This window comes from Metabacillus niabensis, from assembly GCF_902829255.1.
In the GTDB taxonomy this organism is placed as follows: domain Bacteria; phylum Bacillota; class Bacilli; order Bacillales; family Bacillaceae; genus Metabacillus; species Metabacillus niabensis.
Map to the genome: position 1 here is coordinate 1 of NZ_CADEPK010000318.1, position 4,985 is coordinate 4,985.

Below are 4,985 nucleotides of genomic sequence, written 5' to 3' on the forward strand. Positions count from 1 at the left end.
ATTCCTTATATTATCTATTATTAATTGGGGGAACTAGAGTGAAAGAGCAAGCTACACCTTCGACGAATTCTCGTAAGATTAAAAGGTCAAGGTATATTCGTATTAATTTTTTCTTTTTTCTTGTATTTCTTTTATTTGTCGCATTAATTGTTCGATTAGGAATCGTCCAAATTGTGCAAGGAGAAGAATTTGCAAAAGAGGTGGCAAAAACAGATTCAGATATTGCTAGCTTACCTGCACCACGGGGAAAGATGTATGACAGATACAACCGTGTTGTAGTAGATAATGTTAGCGTCCCAGCGATTACATATACTGTTAATAAAGCGACGAAAACTAGTGATAAGATTAAAACAGCAAAGAAGCTAGCTCAATATATCCAGTATGATGAAGCGTTTTTAAAAAAGGAAGTACAGGATCGAGATATTAAGGACTATTGGTTAGCTGCCCATCCTAAAGAAGCGGAAAAATTACTGACAAAGAAAGAGCTTAAGCTAGAGGGAAAGGAAACGTATAAATTACAGGTAGAGCGAGTCCCTAGTACTAAAGTTGAAGCGATTAAAAGTAATTTAGAGCAATTAGAACTAGCTTATTTGTACAAACGATTTTCTTCGGGATATCAGTATGAGCCACAAGTAGTAAAATCAAAAAATATTAACGGTGATGAGATTGCTTCAAATTTAACAGATGAAGAGATTTCTGCTGTATCTGAACGTCTAGAGGAGTTACCAGGAGTTGACGTCATTACCGATTGGGGGCGTTCATATCCATATGAATCCTTAAAATCAATATTTGGCGGATTAACCTCTCCTGAACAAGGGATATTAGAATCACGTGAAGAGTATTATTTAGCAAGAGGATATTCAAGAAACGATCGCGTTGGGAAAAGTTATCTTGAATATCAGTATGAAGAATATTTGAACCCGCAAAAGGCAAAGGTTGAATATGTGGCAGATAAGAGTGGAAATATTGTGTCAGAGCAAATTATAGACGAGGGTCAACGAGGATATGACTTAAAGCTTTCCTTTGACATGGAGCTGCAGATGAAGGTAGAGGACATTATTGAGGAAGAGTTGCGAGCAGCTAAAAAACTAGGTGCAAACTATTTAATGGATCGCGCATTTGTCGTTATGATGGATCCTCATAATGGTGACGTTTTAACCATGGCTGGAAAATTAATTGATTTAGAAACAGGAGAAATGAATGATTATCCTTTTGGAGCCTTTACAACTCAATATGAAATTGGTTCTACTATAAAAGGTGCAACAGTTTTGGCAGGATATCAGTACGGTATTCCACAAGGACAGTCCTTCTATGATGCTCCAATTCTACTTAAAGATACACCACCAAAGAAGTCATACATGAATATGGGGAGTACTGATGATTTGAGAGCATTAAAGCTTTCATCAAATGTTTATATGTTTCATGTTGCTATGGAAATTGCTGGTATCCACTATGTTCCAAATGGTCCTTTCCCAGCTTCTGATGAGGATTTTCAAACCCTTCGTAATTATTTTGCGCAATTTGGGTTAGGAGTACCAACTGAAATAGACTTACCAAATGAATCAAAGGGACTAGTTACTGAACCTGATACAGTTGGGAAATTACTTGATATAGCTATAGGACAATATGATACATATACACCATTGCAAATGGCACAATATGTATCCGCAATTGCAAATGGGGGCTTTCGTGTTCAACCTAGAGTTGTTACAAGCATTCATGAGCCGATAGAAGAGAATGAGTTAGGCCCAATAGCTAAAGAAAGAACACCGAAAATATTAAATAAAATTAACAATACACAGTCAGATTTTGAAAGGGTTCAAAAGGGATTTAAATTAGTTACTACTACAGGGACAGCTAAAGGTAAATTTAAACTAGATGTTGCAGGGAAAACAGGTACATCTGAAACTCTTTATTATGGACCAAAAAAATCCGCTTGGGGTAAGGAAACAAATAATTTAAATTTTGTAGGCTACTATCCATCTGAGGAACCTAAGATAGCGTTTAGTGTAGTTGTACCTTGGGCAGGTACAGAAGGATATACAGTTAATAAAAACATAGCTAATCGAATTGTTAATGCATATGCAGATCTCCAAAAAAAATATGTTACAACAACCGAAATAAATGAAAAAGATAATCAAAACGAGAAAGAGGAGGGATAACCTTCCTCTTTTTTCATTTATGGATAAAATAAACGAAAAACTGTATAGGCAATACATATAAGAGATCCTGTATATTTCACATATTTTTCATAAACTAAACACTATTCGTTCATAAATCTTAATGGTAAAATAAATGTTGTTCTAAAATAATAAAAACGTGAAGGTTTAATACTTAATATAGACCAAGTAAAGGAGGAACCAAATTGACAGAGAAAGGTGCAAGTGCATCGGAGCATCGTAAATTAAAAAAATCAAGGTATATCCGCATCAATGTTTTCTTCTTTCTTGTCTTTGTATTGTTCGTTGCCCTTATCGTCCGATTAGGTGTCGTCCAAATTGTACAAGGTGAAGAGTTTTCAAAAGAGGTTTCACGGACAGAATCTGATTACGCGAGCTTACCAGCTCCACGAGGGAAAATGTATGATCGTTATGGTAGGGTTGTTGTTGATAATGTTAGTGTCCCTGCAATTACGTATACAGTTGAAAAATCAACAAAGACGGAAGATAAAATTGAGGTTGCAAAAAAGCTTGCGAAATATTTAACATATGATGTGGAATTTTTAAAGCATGAATTAAAGGATCGAGATTTTCGTGATTATTGGTTAGCAGCATATCCTAAGGAAGCTAAAAAATTACTAAAAGAGGATGAGCTTGAGTTAAAGCCATCTGAAACGTATAAAATACAAGTGGAACGTGTTCCAGATGCTGAAGTTAAAGCATTAGAATCAGATGCTGAGCAAATGGAGCTTGCTTATTTGTACAAACGGTTTTCCTCAGGTTATCAATATGAACCACAAGTTGTAAAATCAATGAATGTCAATAATGAAGAATTATCTTCAAACCTGACTCAGGAAGAGGTTGCGATAGTATCCGAACATTTAGAGGAGCTTCCAGGCGTAGATGTTATAACTGATTGGGGAAGATCATACCCTTATGACCCACTGCAAACGATTTTTGGAGGACTAACTTCACCTGAGCAAGGAATTTTAGAATCACGTGAGCAATATTATACTGCTAGAGGCTATTCTCGTAACGAGAGGGTCGGAAAAAGTTATTTAGAATATGAGTATGAGGACTATTTAAACCCTCGGAAAGCAAAGATTGAATATACATCAGACAATAGTGGCAATATCGTATCAAAAGAAGTGATAGATGAAGGGCAACGAGGCTACGATCTAAAGCTTTCCTTTGATATGGAACTTCAAATGAAGGTTGAACAGATTATTGAAGAAGAGCTAGGTGCTGCAAGCAAAAAGTCTGGTAACTTTTTGATGGATCGTGCTTTCGCTGTTGTCATGGATCCTTACCAAGGTGACGTACTTGCAATGGCAGGGAAGCAAATTGATTTGAATAACCGCAGTGGGGAAATGCTCGACTTTGCCTACGGAACATTTGCAACTCAGTATGAGGCAGGTTCCACTGTAAAAGGTGCAACCGTTCTTGCTGGGTACCAAGATGGGATGCCACATGGACAAACATTTAACGATACCTCTTTATATTTCAAGGGTCCAATTGTGAAGAGCTCATATAGTAATTTAGGCCGAGTAAGTGATTTAACAGCATTGGAAAAGTCCTCTAACGTTTATATGTTCAACGTCGCGATGCGTATAGCCGATATTAACTACGTGCCATATGGTCCATTTTATGCATCTGATGAGGATTTCCAAAAGCTTAGAAATTATTTTGCCCAATTTGGTTTAGGTGTTCCGACGGGTATTGATTTGCCACAGGAATCAGCCGGTTTAATAAGTGATCCGGATCAGCCTGGTAAAATATTAGATATTGCAATCGGGCAGTTTGATACGTATACACCATTACAGCTAGCACAATATGTTTCAGTCATTGCCAACGGTGGCTCTCGTGTGCAACCGCGGATTGTAACGAGCATCCATACACCTATTGAAGAAGCAACATTAGGTCCAGTAGCGATTGAAAAAGCACCTAAGGTACTTAATAGAGTTAATAACACAAAAGAGGATATCGAACGTGTTCAAGATGGCTTTAAGAGAGTTGTAAGAACAGGTACTGCTAGAGGACATTTTGATTATGATGTAGCTGGAAAAACAGGTACATCCCAAACCCATTACTATGGTCCTAACCGCAACTATTGGGGACATGAAACAAATAACCTAAACTTTGTTGGGTATTATCCAGCTGATGATCCAGAAATTGCCTTTAGTGTTGTAGTCCCATGGGTTGGTTCAGATGCTGATCCAATAAACAAAAGAATCGCAAATCGAATTGTCGGTGCATATGTTGATTTACAAAAGAAATATGTAACAACAACCGAAATAAATGCGGATGTTAATACTACAGAAAAAGAAGAGGAGTAATTCTCTTCTTTTTCTTTTGCTCATTTTAAAAATAAACCATTCCTACTATTTTTTAACATAGTCATAAAGGATGAAAAGCAGTAGTCATTTCCTTTCATATTTTTTGAATTGCTTACACAAAATAGATGTGAGAAAGGAAGTGATGTCAAATGGCAAAGCGAACGAAGAAAAATGACCCACAGCAGAAAAACAAAAAGGGTTTTGATTCAAGCGTTATTGATTCAGAATTTAGCCATGAAGTAGGAAGTGCTGATACAAATAAAATCCACAAAGATAAAGCAAAAAAAGAAAGAGCAAATAATAATCGGAACAATTAAGGGGCGAAATGCCTCTTTTCTTATGTAATTTAAAGTGATAATTTTAAATGGAAAGTTATCCCAAAATAAAAGGGATATGAAAATCGTTAAAGTATACTTTAAAATATATGTTTTAACTACCCAGTTAGTCATTGACAAAAATTTGTAACCTCGTACACTTAATAATACATACT

General features: G+C 36.2%; 3 protein-coding genes. All 3 read left to right on the plus strand.

Features of this window, described 5'->3' with window-relative positions:
- The first annotated feature begins 38 nt into the window (after nucleotides 1–38).
- Nucleotides 39–2,162 (plus strand): peptidoglycan D,D-transpeptidase FtsI family protein, encoded by a 2,124-nt coding sequence (locus HU235_RS18280; RefSeq protein WP_233452275.1) that lies wholly within the window; start codon nucleotides 39–41, stop codon nucleotides 2,160–2,162.
- 203 nt (nucleotides 2,163–2,365) lie between these two features.
- Entirely contained in the window at nucleotides 2,366–4,495 is a 2,130-nt protein-coding gene (locus tag HU235_RS18285) for a peptidoglycan D,D-transpeptidase FtsI family protein (RefSeq protein WP_233452273.1), read from the plus strand.
- Between the two features lie 149 nt (nucleotides 4,496–4,644).
- A complete protein-coding gene (locus tag HU235_RS18290; protein ID WP_170944265.1) occupies nucleotides 4,645–4,812 on the plus strand; it encodes a hypothetical protein in 168 nt (55 codons plus the stop codon).
- The last annotated feature ends 173 nt before the right edge of the window (nucleotides 4,813–4,985 follow it).